Origin of the sequence: Pseudomonas sp. B392_1p (assembly GCF_052245235.1) — a bacterium.
In the GTDB taxonomy this organism is placed as follows: Bacteria; Pseudomonadota; Gammaproteobacteria; order Pseudomonadales; family Pseudomonadaceae; genus Serpens; species Serpens gallinarum.
The window spans coordinates 49,097-62,673 of record NZ_JBQPXM010000002.1 but is presented as its reverse complement, the minus strand read 5'-3'; the positions used below and the strand labels follow the sequence as shown (position 1 = coordinate 62,673).

The window sequence follows — 13,577 nt, the reverse complement described above, 5'->3', positions numbered from 1 at the left end:
CGGTCACGCAACGGCGTGGGGGGGGACGCGTTTCGTAGGGGCGAATTCCATTCGCCTGGCACCGAGCCTTCAAGCAGTCTCGGAGCTGCACCTAACCAAGCGGCCGACGACCTTGATGTAGGTCACAGCGGATTCATGGCCTGGAAATAATGCGCCAGGCGAATGAATTCGCCCCTACAGGTTTCGTGCAGGGCTGGGCTATTGAGCGATCTCGTCGCTCTAGCGAGGAGCCTTAGGCGCCCAGCAGCGAGTCGTCCACCTTACTGCGTTTTCTCGGCGATCCAGATGGTGTGGCGGGTGCCGCGATTGCCGTGGGCGTAGACCTGTACTTCCTCCGCCTTGAAGCCGGCTTTCTTCAAACGTTCGGCGAAGGGGCGGTCGGCACTGGCCGACCACACGGCAAGGATGCCCTTGGGGCGTAGCGCGCGGGCGCAGGCCTGCAAGCCGGCCAGGGAATACAGCCAGGTATTGGCCCGCTGGGTCAGGCCCTCGGGGCCGTTGTCAACATCCAGCAAGATGGCATCGAAGCCTTGTGGCTCGTCCTGCAGGACTTTGGCGACGTCTTCATTGAGCACGCTGGCGCGAGGGTCGCGCATCGGGTAGCCGGATTTTTCGCCCAGCGCGCCACGGTTCCACTCGATGACCCCGGGCACCAGTTCCGCCACCACCACTTCACCCTTCTTGCCCAGGTGCTTGAGCGCGGAGGCAAGGGTGAAGCCCATGCCCAGACCGCCGATGAGCACCCGTGGCGCCAGGCGTGCGGCGATTTTCTTGCAGGGAATCTCGGCCAAGGCGTCTTCCGAGCCGTGCATGCGCGTGTTCATCAACTGACCGCCACTGCCGCCCTGGATCTTGATGACGAAATCCTCGCCGTACTCGAACAGGCACAGGGCGCCGCCGTTGTTGGGGATCGGGGCGGTGTCGAGCAGGACAAAACGTTTCATGGGGAATCTCGGAGCAGGGCCGGCGAAGGCTGAGGAGTGTACCGGCCTCGGCCCGGAATGCTAATGAACCTCGCATGGCGTGCATGTCTACGCAAACCAAATTGCCGACTCCCTGCCTAAACTTCAGGCAGGCCCCGCCATGGCTGGCACGCCGTGCGCAGCCCAGGAGCTCTCCCATGATCAACGTGCAGGTGTACCGTTACAACGCCGAACGCGACGCAGCGCCTTATATGCAGTCGTTGCAGGTGCCGGACGAGTTTCGCCCGCGCATGGTGCTGGACGTGCTGGAGTACCTGCACGAGCAGGATGTCTCATTGGCTTACCGACGCTCCTGTCGGGAGGGTGTCTGCGGCTCGGATGGCATGAACATCAATGGCAAGAACCGTCTGGCCTGCATCAGTCCGGTGGCGGACGTGCTGGAGGCGGGCGACAGTCTGGTGATTCGGCCGCTGCCGGGGATGCCGGTGATCCGCGATCTGGTAGTCGACCTGAGTCTGTTCTTCAAGCAGTACGAGCGAGTTCACCCCTGGCTGATCAATGACGATCCGGCCCCCGCCATCGAGCGTCTGCAATCGCCTGCCGACCGGGCCAAGCTCGACGGCCTGTACGAGTGCATCCTCTGCGCCTGCTGCACCTCGCAATGCCCGTCCTGGTGGTGGAATCCGGAGGATTACATTGGCCCGGCCGGCTTGCTGCAAGCCTGGCGTTTCATCGTCGACAGCCGTGATCAGGCCACGGCCGAACGGCTGCAACGGCTGGACGACCCGTTCAGCCTGTTCCGCTGTCGCAGCATTGGCAACTGCAGCTGGGTGTGCCCCAAGGGATTGAATCCCATGGGTGCCATCGGTCATATCCGTCGCGAGTTGTTCCGTTCGGGCACCTGACCTGCCTTTACCGCACCTGGAGCAGTTCGCTGTGGCCGACAGGCCGCTGGCGAGGGGCTCGTTTGGCCTTGTGCATTTTTCTCTAAACGTGCAGCGCGCGCCGCCTTCAGGTACGCGCGTTGTGCTGCCATCTGTCGTGTTGGAGCTCGTTCAGTCAAGTGCTTTTGTGCCGCTATCGCCCGAGCGCGGGGGTGCGGCATGCGGTCGCTGTAGGTGAAATGCGCGGAGCGGCTTGATCAAGGTCAAGGAGTGCAGGAGGGCAGGCTCACTACCATGCAGGCGTAAATCTCTCGTACTAGAAGTTTGATAAGCCCATGAGCAGTGTGCATTTTTCGGTAACAGGCAGGTCGTTCTCAAGCGCCTGCTGGCTGATCTTCCTGATGATTCTGAGCCTGGCAATGATGCCGAGCGTGCAGGCCAAGGAATACGGCGGGCTGGAACGACAGCGCATGGAACTGGTGTTTCCCGGGTTGACCGACGTGTCCGAGCCAGCCGGCGACTATCAGGTGCAGACTCTCACTCAAGGCGACGACATTCTGGGTTACGCCTTCCAGAGCATCAACGTTGTCAATATCCCTGCTTACTCCGGCAAGCCGATTAACCTGCAGGTCATCCTCGACCCTCAGGGGGTGATCCGCGATGCCTACATGCTCGAACACCACGAGCCCATCGTTCTGATCGGCATCCCCGAGCAGAAGATTCACGATTTCAACGCCACCTACACCGACATCAATGTCCAGCAGCGGGTCGTTGTCGGTCGCTCCAGTGACAAGAGCGCGGTCACCGTCGATGCCGTGACCGGCGCCACCGTAACGGTGATGGTGATCAACGAAGCGGTGATGCGTTCCGCCCATGCGGTGGCCGTGTCCCTGGGCCTGGTCGAGGACGTGGCCGGCGCGACGCAGAAACCGGCACTCGTGCGCGAGGATGTCTACCAGCCGGCCAACTGGAGCGAGCTCACAGGCAACGGTGCGATTCGCCGCATGCTGCTAACCCGCGGTGATATCGACGAGGCGTTCAAGGGCAGCGAAGCCGAGGGCATCGACGAGGCCACTGCAGAACAGGTAGGCGACACCTTCGTCGACCTCTATGTCACCCATCTGAATCCGCCCACCATCGGTCGCAACCTGCTGGGCGATAACCAGTACCGTTTCCTGATGGAGGATCTCAAGCCTGGCGAGCATGCCATTGCCGTGCTGGGCAACGGTGAGTACTCCTTCAAGGGCTCGGGCTACGTACGTGGCGGGATCTTCGATCGCATCCAGTTGCGTCAATTCGGCGACATCATCAGCTTCCGCGACCTGGATTTCATCCGCCTCTCCGACGTGTATGCCGCTGGCATACCGGACTTCTACGAGATGGCGATCTTCATCATCCGCGACCAGTACCGCTTCGATCCGGGCTCGGCCTGGAACCTGGAGCTGCTGGTGCGCCGTCAGATCGGTCCGGTGGAGAGCATCTTCACCAGCTTCGAGCTGCCCTACCAGATGCCCGAGCAATACATTGAGCGGCCGCAACCGACCGCCGAAGAGTTGGCCGCCATCGAGGAAGCCAACCGGCCGCTGTGGGTCAACATCTGGTACCAGAAAAGCTTCCAGGTCGGCGTGCTGCTGGCCGCGCTGGGCCTGCTGACCATCATTCTGTTCCTGCAGGACAGCCTCACCAAGAAGCCGCAGTTTCTGCACTGGCTGCGCCGTGGCTACCTGCTGTTCACCGTGCTGTTCATCGGCTGGTACTGCCTGGGGCAGCTGTCGGTGGTCAACGTGCTGACTTTCGTCCACGCGTTGTTCCAGGACTTCCGCTGGGAGCTGTTCCTCACCGACCCGATCATTTTCATTCTCTGGGTATTCACCGCCGCCAGCATCCTGCTCTGGGGCCGGGGCGTGTTCTGCGGCTGGCTGTGCCCGTTCGGCGCCCTGCAGGAGTTGCTCAACGAGCTGGCGCGCAAGATCAAGATTCCCCAATACGAACTGCCCTTTGCCTTGCATGAGCGGCTATGGGCGATCAAGTACATCGTGTTGCTGGTGCTGTTCGGCATCTCCCTGGAATCGATGATGCTGGCCGAAAAGGCTGCTGAGGTGGAACCGTTCAAGACGGCGATCACGCTGAAGTTCGACCGCCAGTGGTGGTTCGTGCTCTACGTGGTGGTCTTGCTGGTGGTCAACCTGTTCACCCGCAAAGTCTACTGCCGCTACATCTGCCCGCTGGGCGCGGCGCTATCGATCAGCAGCAAGGTGCGCCTGTTCGACTGGCTCAAGCGCCGCAAGGAATGCGGCAACCCCTGCCAGCTGTGCGCCAAGGAATGCGAGATCCAGGCGATCCACCCGGACGGGCACATCAACCACAACGAGTGCCACTACTGCCTCGATTGCCAGATGACCTACCACAACGACACCAAGTGTCCGCCGCTGATCAACAAGCGCAAGAAGCGCGGCAAGAAAGCGCCGGACAGCCCCGAGTTGATACCTGCTGTGCAAGTCGTTGAACCCTGAGCCTGGCCTGACGGCGCAAGGCGAACAGACAGTAATGTTGTCCCTAAGGAGCAAAACCCATGAGTGACAAGAAAAACGAAACGGAAGTGAAGAACGGCCTCAGCCGTCGCGGCTTCCTCGGCGCCAGCGCGCTGACCGGTGCGGCGGTCGCCGCCACGGCGATGGGCACCAGCGTGATGAGCCGCGAAACCTGGGCCGCTGCGGCCAAGGAAGCGAAGAACAAGGCCCACGTCGGCCCTGGCGAACTGGATGAGTACTACGGCTTTTGGTCGGGCGGTCACCAGGGTGAAGTGCGCGTGCTGGGCATCCCCTCGATGCGCGAGCTGATGCGCATCCCGGTGTTCAACGTCGACTCCGCCACCGGTTGGGGCCTGACCAACGAGAGCAAGCGCGTCCTCGGCGACAGTGCCAAGTTCCAGAACGGCGACTGCCACCACCCGCACATCTCGATGACCGACGGCAAGTACGACGGCAAGTACCTGTTCATCAACGACAAGGCCAACACCCGCGTCGCACGTATCCGTCTGGACGTGATGAAGACGGACAAGATCACCACCATCCCCAACGTCCAGGCCATCCACGGTCTGCGTCTGCAGAAGGTGCCGCACACCAAGTACGTGTTCTGCAACGGTGAGTTTTTCATTCCGCACCCGAACGACGGCTCCAGTTTCGATCTCTCCGCCGACAACAGCTTTACCTGCTTCAGCGCGGTGGACGCCGAAACCATGCAAGTGGCCTGGCAGGTTATTGTCGACGGCAACCTGGACAACCTCGACGCCGACTACACCGGTCGTTTCGCCGCCGCCACCTGCTACAACTCCGAGCGCGCCCTGGACCTGGGCGGCACCATGCGCAACGAGCGTGACTGGGTCGTGGTGTTCGACGTGCATGCCATCGACAAGGCCGTCAAAGAGAAGAAGTTCGTCATGATGGACGGCGTGCCGGTGGTCGACGGCCGTAAGAAAGACGGCAAGAACAGCCCCTTTACCCGCTACATCCCGGTGCCGAAGAACCCGCACGGTTGCAACACCTCGCCGGACGGCAAGTACTTCATCGCCAACGGCAAGCTGTCGCCAACCTGTACCGTAATCGCCATCGCCAAGCTGCCCGACCTGTTCGCCGGCAAGCTGAAGGACGAACGTGACACCGTGGTCGCCGAGCCGGAACTGGGCCTCGGTCCGCTGCACACCACCTTCGACGGCCGTGGCAACGCTTACACCACGCTGTTCATCGACAGCCAACTGGTCAAGTGGAACATTGACGAGGCGATCCGCGCCTACAAGGGCGAGAAGGTCAATTACATCAAGCAGAAGCTGGACGTGCACTACCAGCCAGGCCATAACCATGCGTCGCTGACCGAAACCAGCGAAGCCGATGGCAAGTGGGTGGTGGTGTTGTCCAAGTTCTCCAAGGACCGTTTCCTGCCCACCGGTCCGCTGCACCCGGAGAACGACCAGTTGATCGACATCTCCGGCGACGTGATGAAGCTGGTGCACGACGGCCCCACCTTCGCCGAACCGCACGACTGCATCATGGCCCGTCGCGACCAGATCAAGACCAAGAAGATCTGGGACCGCAACGACCCCTTCTTCGCAGGCACTGTGGCAATGGCCAAGAAGGACGGGATCAACCTGGAGACCGACAACAAGGTCATCCGCGACGGCAAGAAGGTCCGGGTGTACATGACCTCCATGGCCCCGGCCTTCGGCATCACCGATTTCACCGTCAAACAAGGCGATGAAGTCACCGTGACCATCACTAACATCGACCAGATCGAAGACGTGTCCCACGGCTTCGTGATGGTCAACCACGGTGTGAGCATGGAAATCAGCCCGCAGCAGACCTCGTCCATCACCTTCACGGCCGATAAGCCCGGGGTGTTCTGGTACTACTGCAGCTGGTTCTGCCATGCCCTGCACATGGAGATGATGGGCCGCATGATGGTTGAAAAGGCCTAACGGCTGAGTAGCGAGTGCGTGCGGAACGGATCTCTCCGAACCGCTCGGCTCGCACCGTGTACGCAACTGGCGATCCCCGATGATCGCCGGTTGTATCAACCGCCTGGCCCTGAAGAGGTAGTGTTTTGCTCAGATCTCAGGCTGTTAACGGGGTGTTGTCTGCACTCCTGTTTTGCGCGGGTACCGCCCTTGCGGACCTGCGACCCATTACCGACCTGCCCTTGATAGCGGCGGGCGATTCTCACTGGACCTTGCCGGCGGGTGAATACATCGGCAACTTCCGCATTGACCAGAGCCTACGGTTGCAGTGCGCACCGGGCGCCGTGCTGAGCTCGGCGGGAAGGGGCAATGTGCTGTCCATCAGCGCCAACGATGTGGTGGTCGAAAACTGCGACCTGCGTGACTGGGGCCAGGACCTCACCGAGATGAACTCGGCGATCTTCATCGGGCGCGGCGCCGATGGCGTGATCGTACGCAACAACCGGCTGCGTGGCGCGGGCTTCGGCGTCTGGGCCGACCGCACCGAGAACGTGCAGATTATCGGCAACCAGGTTCAGGGCGACCCGACGGTGCGCTCCCAGGACCGTGGCAACGGTATTCACCTGTTCAACGCCCGTGGCGCCTTGGTCGCCGGCAACCATATCCGTGAAACCCGCGACGGCGTCTACATCGACACTTCCAACGGCAACCGCATTGAGCACAACCTCATCGAGGATCTGCGCTACGGCATCCACTACATGTTCGCCAACGACAACCAGGTGATTGGCAACATCACGCGCCGCACCCGCACGGGTTACGCGCTGATGCAGAGTCGCAAGCTGACCGTAATCGGCAACCGCTCCGAGCATGATCGCAACTACGGCATCTTGATGAACTACATCACCTATTCGACGCTCAAGGACAACTTCGTCACCGACGTGCAGGCCGGCGACACTGGCGGCGATAGCATGATCCAGGGCGGCGAAGGCAAGGCGGTGTTCATTTACAACTCGCTGTTCAACGACATCGCCCACAACCATTTCGAGCACAGCAATCTAGGCATCCATCTCACTGCCGGCTCGGAAAACAACCGCATCGTCGACAACGCCTTCGTTGCCAACGAGCAGCAAGTCAAATACGTGGCGGTGCGCACCCAGGAATGGTCCGAGAACGGCCGGGGCAACTACTGGAGCGATTACCTGGGGTGGGACCGCAATGACGACGGTCTGGGCGACGTGCCTTACGAGCCCAACGATAATGTCGACCGCCTTCTATGGATGTACCCGCAGGTGCGCCTACTGATGAACAGCCCGAGCATCGAACTGCTGCGCTGGGTACAGCGCGCGTTCCCAGTAATGAAGTCTCCGGGCGTGCAGGACAGCTATCCGCTGATGCAACTGCCCACCGAAACCATGTTGAAGAAAGAGCCCGCACAGGAGCCGCTGTCATGAAGGCCGTTGATATCCAGGGCGTCAGCCAGCGCTACGGCAACATGACCGTTCTGCACGAACTGTCCCTGCAGCTCGCCGAGGGTGAGGTGCTGGGCTTGTTCGGCCATAACGGCGCCGGCAAGACCACCACTATGAAGCTTATTCTGGGTCTGCTGCAGGCCAGCGAAGGTCGCGTGAGCGTGCTCGGCCGCAACCCCAACGATCCGGAAGTCCGCCGCCAGCTGGGTTACCTGCCGGAGAACGTGACCTTCTACCCGCAGCTCAGCGGCCGCGAAACCTTGCGGCACTTCGCGCGCCTCAAGGGCACGCCGCAGCATCAGGTGGACGAACTGTTGGAGCAGGTCGGCCTTGGGCACGCCGCCGACCGACGGGTGAAAACCTATTCCAAGGGCATGCGCCAGCGCCTCGGTCTAGCCCAGGCTGTGCTCGGCGAGCCGCGCTTGTTGCTGCTCGACGAGCCCACCGTGGGTCTGGACCCGATTGCCACCCAGGATCTCTACCTGCTGATCGACCGCCTGCGCCAGAGCGGCACCAGCGTGATTCTTTGCTCCCACGTGCTGCCCGGCGTCGAGGCGCACATCAACCGTGCAGCGATTCTTGCCAAGGGCCGTTTGCAGGCCGTCGGCAGCCTGGCCAGCTTGCGCGAGGAAGCCGGCCTGCCGGCGCGCATCCGTGCCAGTGGCCTGACCCACAGCACGCAATTACTGCAGCACTGGGGCGACGCCGGTCACCAGGCACGCGCCCTGGGGCATGACAGCATCGAGGTGGTGGCGGTCAACGGCCACAAGCTCAGCCTATTGCGCGACGTGCTCGGCCAGCACCAGGTAGGGGATGTGGAGATTCAGCAACCTTCCCTGGAAGACCTGTACCGCTACTACATGAACCGCGCCGAAGCCGGTAACCAAGGGGTGCACCCATGAACCAGATCTGGAATATCGCCCGCAAGGAGCTCAGCGATGGCTTGCGCAACCGCTGGTTGCTGGCCATCAGCCTGCTGTTCGCCGCCTTGGCCGTGGGCATTGCCTGGCTCGGCGCAGCGGCGTCTGGGCAGGTGGGCTTCACCTCGATCCCGGCGACCATCGCCAGCCTGGCCAGCCTGGCCACGTTTCTGATGCCGCTGATTGCCTTGTTGTTGGCCTATGACGCCATCGTCGGCGAGGACGAAGGCGGCACCTTGATGCTGCTGATGACCTACCCGTTGGGCCGTGGGCAGATTCTGCTGGGCAAGTTCGTCGGCCACGGGCTGATCCTTGCCCTGGCGGTGCTGATCGGTTTCGGCTGTGCGGCCCTGGCCATCGCCGTGCTGGTGGAGGACATCGAACTGGGCACGCTGCTCTGGGCGTTCGGCCGTTTCATGGTCTCCTCGACGCTGCTGGGCTGGGTGTTCTTGGCCATGGCCTATGTGCTGAGCAGCAAGGTCAGCGAGAAGTCCAGCGCCGCCGGCCTGGCCTTGGGCGTGTGGTTCCTGTTCGTGCTGGTCTTCGATCTGGTGTTGCTGGCGCTGCTGGTGATGAGTCAGGGCAAGTTCAGCCCGGACCTGCTGCCCTGGCTGCTGCTGCTCAACCCAACTGACATCTACCGGCTGATCAACCTCTCCGGCTTCGAAGGTGGCGGCAATGCCATGGGCGTGTTGTCGCTGGGCACTGACCTGCCTGTTGCAGGCTCGTTGCTCTGGCTGTGCCTGCTGCTCTGGGCGGGCGCCATGCTGGCGCTGGCCTTTTGGGTTTTCCGTCGCCGTCTGGCGTGATTTGACTAAGGAAGTAAACGAGATGATTACCTTCTCCACCCGCGCAGTACGCGCGCTCTCCATCACGCTGCTGTGCCTGGGCCTGGCGGCCTGCGGCGAAACCGAAAAAGAAGTCGTGACGCTGGACCCGGTGGCCTTTCACGACGGGGACGAATGCCACGTCTGCGGCATGATCATCACTGAATTTCCCGGTCCGAAGGGACAGGCAGTGGAAAAGAACGGCGTGCGCAAGTTCTGCTCCACGGCGGAAATGTTCGGCTGGTGGCTGCAACCGGAAAACCTGCACCTAGATGCCACGCTGTACGTTCACGATATGTCCGATACCGATTGGAATCACCCCGACGACGCCAAACTGATCGATGCACGCACGGCCTGGTACGTTTCTGGCATCGACGTGCCGGTCGCCATGGGCGGCGTGCTTGCCACCTTCGCTGACGAACAGGCGGCACATGCACTGGCCCGCGAAAAACAGGGTCGCGTGCTGCGCTTTGAAGACATCAGCCAGGCACTGCTACAGGACATCGCCAGCAGCGGCATGCGGCACGACATGCCTGACATGCACAGCCATGGGCACAGCCATCACTGATGGCCGCGGCCTGCCCCTAACGATTCACACCTGAGAGGACATACGCATGATGGGTATCAGTATCTGGCAGCTGCTGATCATATTGCTGATCGTGGTCATGCTGTTCGGCACCAAACGCCTGAAAACCCTGGGGTCCGACCTCGGCGGGGCGATTGGCGGCTTCCGTAAAGCCGTAAGCGATGAGAGCACCACCGCGCAGCCCGAAACCGTCAAGGCAGAGGCCCGCGAGAGCCGCTGAATACGTGGGTTGCGATACGCGCGGTGACGGGAACGCTACTTGGCGTCGGGCAACCTCCCGAGCCTACGACAAGCAGCCCGCCGCATTTGTAATGGCGTTTGCACAACGCTCCGTACATGCCCCGTGGCGGGCTGCCCAGGATGCACCGTGCTTCCCTTCCAACACCGTGCAACGGGCGAGGCCACCCTACGGGTTTGCACGGTGACGGGGACGCTACTCGAGTAGGGCGGCCTCGCGAGCCTACGGCGAGCATCCCGCCGCTTTTGTGATGGCGTTTGCCACGACGCTCCGTGCATGCGCCGTGGCGGGCTGCCCGGGATGCACCGTGCTTCCATCCCAACACCGTGCAACGGGCGAGGCCGCCCTACGGACGTGTGTGAGCACCGCGATGATGCCGTGTTCAAAAGGCGAAATTCCTCTGCGCTTTTTTGCCGCATCGGCAAAAGCTGATTGCAATCAAGTCGCCGACACCTCCAGACCCTGTAGAAAGAGCACTACGCCTCCCGTATGGTCGAGGGCGTTGGTTCCGCTGTCCCGTTTCATCGCAGTCGCGGGCGTAATGGCAAGTTTTTTGGAGGCCTGCTGTGAACATTATCGATAAACGCAAAGCCTTGAGCATTCCTCCGGTCTGGCGTCTGGCCTTCCGGCCGTTCTTCCTGGCCGGCAGCCTGTATGCGCTGGTGGCGGTGCCGTTGTGGCTGCTGGCGTTCTTCGGCGCGTTGCCGGACTGGCAGCCCACCGGTGGCTGGCTGGCCTGGCACCGTCATGAAATGCTCTTCGGCTTTGCTGTGGCCATCGTCGCCGGCTTCCTGCTTACCGCAGTGCAGACCTGGACCGGTCAACCAAGCCTGTCCGGTACGCCGCTGCTGGTCCTGGCGGTGATCTGGCTGGCTGCCCGCATCGGCTGGCTGGTCAACCTGCCGCTGCCGGTGCTGATTCCGCTGGAGCTGTTGTTTCTCATCGTCCTGGCTGCACAGATGGCGCGGCTGCTGTGGGCAGTGAAACAAACGCGCAACTACCCCATCGTGGCGGTGTTGGGCCTGCTGGTAATTGTCGATGCCGTGGTGCTGGCCGGTCTCACCCAGGGCAACGACGCGCTGCAACGCCAAGGCATTCTGGCTGGCCTGTGGTTGGTGGCGGCGCTGATGTCGCTTATCGGCGGTCGGGTGATCCCCTTCTTCACCCAGCGCGGCGTGGGCCGCGTGGAGCAGGTTAAAGCCTGGCCCTGGTTGGAATGGTCGTTGCTGGTGGGCAGTGCGCTGATTGCCATCCTGCATGCCATCGGTCTGGCCCAGGTTCCGAATATGTTGATTGGCGCGCTGTTCCTGGCCCTCGGCGCCGGGCATCTGCTACGTCTGGCGCGCTGGTACGACGCGGGTATCTGGGGCGTGCCGCTGCTGTGGTCGCTGCACCTGGCGATGCTGTGGTTGGTGGTGGCCTGTCTCGGTCTGGCGTTCTGGCACTTCGGCCTGCTGGCCGCATCCAGTCCCTGGCTGCATGCCCTGACGGTGGGGGCCATGAGCGGGTTGATCCTGGCGATGATCGCCCGCGTCACCCTTGGCCATACCGGTCGCGCCTTGCAGTTGCCGGCGGGCATGGCGTGGGGGCTGGCGCTGTTCAACCTCGGCAGCGTGGCCCGGGTGTTTCTCAGCGGGGTCTGGCCGCTGCACAGTCTGTGGCTGGCAGCGTTCTGCTGGGCGTTAGCCCTGGCTATTTACGTCTGGCGTTACGCGCCGATGTTGGTGCAAGCCCGCGTGGATGGGCATCCGGGTTAAGCCATTCATACGGCTCACTGGTCCGGGTGAGCCGCGTTCCGCGCCATTGATTTCAGACGCTGCCCGATTCGTAAGCGAGGCAGCAGGTGCCCGGCCGATGCCGAGCCTGGAGGTTGTGATGAAAAACGAATTCGCAAACCGTCTGGCGGTGATCACCGGGGCCAGTTCCGGGATCGGTCTGGCCCTGTGTGCCGCATTGCTGCAGCGGGGCTGCAGGGTCGTGGCGCTGTCGCGCACTCAGGGCGAGCTGGCGGGCTTGCAGAAAACCTACCCCACCCTCCTGCACTGGCATGCCGGTGATGTGACCTCAAGGGACGACCTGCAGCGACTGGCGGAGCGGGTCGTGGAGCTGGGGCCGATCAACTACCTGGTACCCAATGCGGGGATCGCCGAGCTGTCCGACAGCCTGGATCTGGCGGCGTTCGACCGGCAATGGGGGGTTAACGGCGCCGGTGCGCTGAACACCTTGGCGGCGCTGCGCGGCCAATTGGCGACGCCGGCCTCCGTGGTGTTCATCGGCAGCTTCCTAATTCGTTCAAGCTTCCCGGGACTGGCCGGTTACATCGCCAGCAAGGCGGCCCTGGCCGCCCAGGTGCGTACCCTGGCACAGGAATTTGCCCCCCTGGAGGTGCGCATCAACATGGTGTCACCCGGGCCGACCGCGACACCGATTTGGGACAAGCTGGGCTTGAGCGACGACCAGTTCGAGCAGGTGGCTGACCTGGTCACCCGGCGTTTGCTGCCGGGGCGTTTTCTTGATGCCGCCGCAGTGGCCGAGGTCATTGTTTTCCAGCTCTCCCAAGGTGCTCGCGGCGTGTATGGCCAAGACTGGGTTGCTGATAACGGCTACACACTGAACTGAAAGGCGGAAGAACGCAGATGGGCTTCGAGTGGGGAAACAGCGCACGGTTGTTGCGTGAAGAATGTGCAGCCTTGCGACTGGCCAATGAGCAGCAGGCCGCGCGGATCGTCGCCCTGGAGCGCGAGCTCGCCGAAGCGCGTTGTGACACGCAGGCCAGTCAGCGTCAACTCGATTATTACCGGGGCGTGGCGGGTAATCTGGTTCGCTTCAGCGCATCGGTCAATCATCTGGGCGACTCCTTCGAGCACTTGACCGGTCAGCTGGGCCAGAATCGCGGCCATGCCGAACAGGTGGCCAGCGCGGCGCTGGGTAATCAGAAGAAATTCGGCGAACTGCGCGATAAGGCCAGTCACATGGAAAACGGCCTGGCCGAGGCGTCCCACAAGGTGGAAATCCTCGCGAGTCACTCTAAGGAAATCAATGGCATTGTCGATCTCATCAGTGGCATCGCCAGCCAGACCAACCTGCTAGCGCTGAATGCGGCCATCGAGGCCGCCCGTGCTGGCGATGCCGGGCGCGGTTTTGCGGTGGTGGCGGGTGAGATTCGCCAACTGGCGGAAAAAACCGCGCTAGCCACTGCCGATATCGTCAGCAAGATCAACGAAGTGCAGAGCGAAACCCATGACGTGCATGACTACATCCAGACGCAAAGCACCCAGGC

At 62.2% G+C, this 13,577-nt stretch carries 11 protein-coding genes and 1 pseudogene; 11 read left to right on the top strand and 1 reads right to left on the bottom strand.

Going from position 1 to position 13,577, the window contains the following annotated elements:
• Positions 1-260: 260 nt before the first annotated feature.
• A complete protein-coding gene (locus tag ACTV8E_RS02555) occupies positions 261-944 on the bottom strand; it encodes a spermidine synthase (RefSeq protein WP_443198369.1) in 684 nt (227 codons plus the stop codon).
• A gap of 176 nt (positions 945-1,120) precedes the next feature.
• On the opposite strand from ACTV8E_RS02555, the gene ACTV8E_RS02550 reads away from it, so the two are divergent.
• The 11 genes and pseudogenes from ACTV8E_RS02550 to ACTV8E_RS02500 all read left to right on the top strand — a co-directional run.
• Positions 1,121-1,828: a succinate dehydrogenase iron-sulfur subunit gene (locus ACTV8E_RS02550; RefSeq protein WP_443198368.1), complete on the top strand. Its 708-nt coding sequence runs from the start codon at positions 1,121-1,123 to the stop codon at positions 1,826-1,828.
• Positions 1,829-2,142: 314 nt separating this feature from the next.
• Positions 2,143-4,320 carry a transcriptional regulator NosR gene (gene nosR / locus ACTV8E_RS02545; RefSeq protein WP_443198367.1) on the top strand — a complete coding sequence of 726 codons (2,178 nt, stop codon included), beginning with the start codon at positions 2,143-2,145 and terminating at the stop codon, positions 4,318-4,320.
• 59 nt (positions 4,321-4,379) lie between these two features.
• Positions 4,380-6,278 carry a TAT-dependent nitrous-oxide reductase gene (gene nosZ, locus ACTV8E_RS02540; protein WP_443198366.1) on the top strand — a complete coding sequence of 633 codons (1,899 nt, stop codon included), beginning with the start codon at positions 4,380-4,382 and terminating at the stop codon, positions 6,276-6,278.
• Positions 6,279-6,403: 125 nt separating this feature from the next.
• The gene (locus ACTV8E_RS02535) at positions 6,404-7,708 is read left to right on the top strand and encodes a nitrous oxide reductase family maturation protein NosD (RefSeq protein WP_443198365.1); all 1,305 of its coding nucleotides are present in this window, start codon (positions 6,404-6,406) and stop codon (positions 7,706-7,708) included.
• Positions 7,705-8,628: an ABC transporter ATP-binding protein gene (locus ACTV8E_RS02530; protein ID WP_443198364.1), complete on the top strand. Its 924-nt coding sequence runs from the start codon at positions 7,705-7,707 to the stop codon at positions 8,626-8,628. Before ACTV8E_RS02535 ends, ACTV8E_RS02530 begins: the two co-directional genes overlap by 4 nt.
• Positions 8,625-9,455: an ABC transporter permease gene (locus ACTV8E_RS02525; RefSeq protein ID WP_273535505.1), complete on the top strand. Its 831-nt coding sequence runs from the start codon at positions 8,625-8,627 to the stop codon at positions 9,453-9,455. The genes ACTV8E_RS02530 and ACTV8E_RS02525 overlap by 4 nt, the downstream gene beginning before the upstream one ends.
• Before the next feature lie 22 nt (positions 9,456-9,477).
• Positions 9,478-10,041: a nitrous oxide reductase accessory protein NosL gene (locus tag ACTV8E_RS02520; RefSeq protein WP_273535503.1), complete on the top strand. Its 564-nt coding sequence runs from the start codon at positions 9,478-9,480 to the stop codon at positions 10,039-10,041.
• Between the two features lie 46 nt (positions 10,042-10,087).
• The gene (gene tatA, locus ACTV8E_RS02515; protein WP_443198363.1) at positions 10,088-10,279 is read left to right on the top strand and encodes a twin-arginine translocase TatA/TatE family subunit; all 192 of its coding nucleotides are present in this window, start codon (positions 10,088-10,090) and stop codon (positions 10,277-10,279) included.
• Between the two features lie 584 nt (positions 10,280-10,863).
• Positions 10,864-12,054, top strand: a complete 1,191-nt coding sequence (locus tag ACTV8E_RS02510) for an NnrS family protein (RefSeq protein WP_443198362.1) — start codon at positions 10,864-10,866, stop codon at positions 12,052-12,054.
• A gap of 118 nt (positions 12,055-12,172) precedes the next feature.
• Positions 12,173-12,916, top strand: a complete 744-nt coding sequence (locus tag ACTV8E_RS02505; RefSeq protein ID WP_443198361.1) for an SDR family NAD(P)-dependent oxidoreductase — start codon at positions 12,173-12,175, stop codon at positions 12,914-12,916.
• Between the two features lie 17 nt (positions 12,917-12,933).
• Positions 12,934-13,566: pseudogene (locus ACTV8E_RS02500) on the top strand (methyl-accepting chemotaxis protein); the annotation flags it as partial.
• Positions 13,567-13,577: the final 11 nt, after the last annotated feature.